General features: G+C 74.8%; 1 pseudogene. It reads right to left on the bottom strand.

Annotation, left to right across the window (positions count from 1 at the left end):
• Positions 1-504: pseudogene (locus JHN63_RS51965) on the bottom strand (DNA polymerase III subunit gamma and tau); the annotation flags it as partial.

Raw genomic sequence — 504 nt, 5'->3', positions numbered from 1 at the left:
GGGGTGGGGCGGGGCGGGCGCCGGGGCCGAGGGGGAGTTCGTGGGGTTGGGGGGTGCGGGCGCGGGGGCGGGCTGGGGGGATGCCGGGCGGGGGGCGGTCGTAGCGGGGCCGGGGGTGCCGTAGCCACCGGGCGCACCAGCGCCGTAGCCACCCGCCGTACCACCGCCGCCACCGCCTCCGTAGGAACCGCCCTGTTGTGGGGGCGGGGTGCCGCCGCCGGACGGGTCGACGATCGCGTCGATCTTCCAGGTGACGTTGAACTGCTCGGTCAGCGCCTGCTTCAGCACGTCCTCGCTGCCGCTGCTGTTGAAGTTGTCGCGCGCGCCGGCGTTGACGAAGCCGATCTGGAGGGTCGTGCCGTCGAAGCCGGTGACCTGCGCGTTCTGGCTGAGCAGGATCCAGGTGAAGCGGCGGCGGTTCTTCACCACTTCCAGGATGTTCGGCCAGAGCATGCGGGGGTCGAGGCCGCCGGCCGGGGGTGGGGCGAGGGCCGCGGCCTGCGG

The sequence above is a fragment of the Streptomyces sp. MBT65 genome (assembly GCF_016612545.1).
Taxonomy (GTDB): domain Bacteria; phylum Actinomycetota; class Actinomycetes; order Streptomycetales; family Streptomycetaceae; genus Streptomyces.
This window is presented reverse-complemented; position numbering and strand designations above follow the sequence as displayed.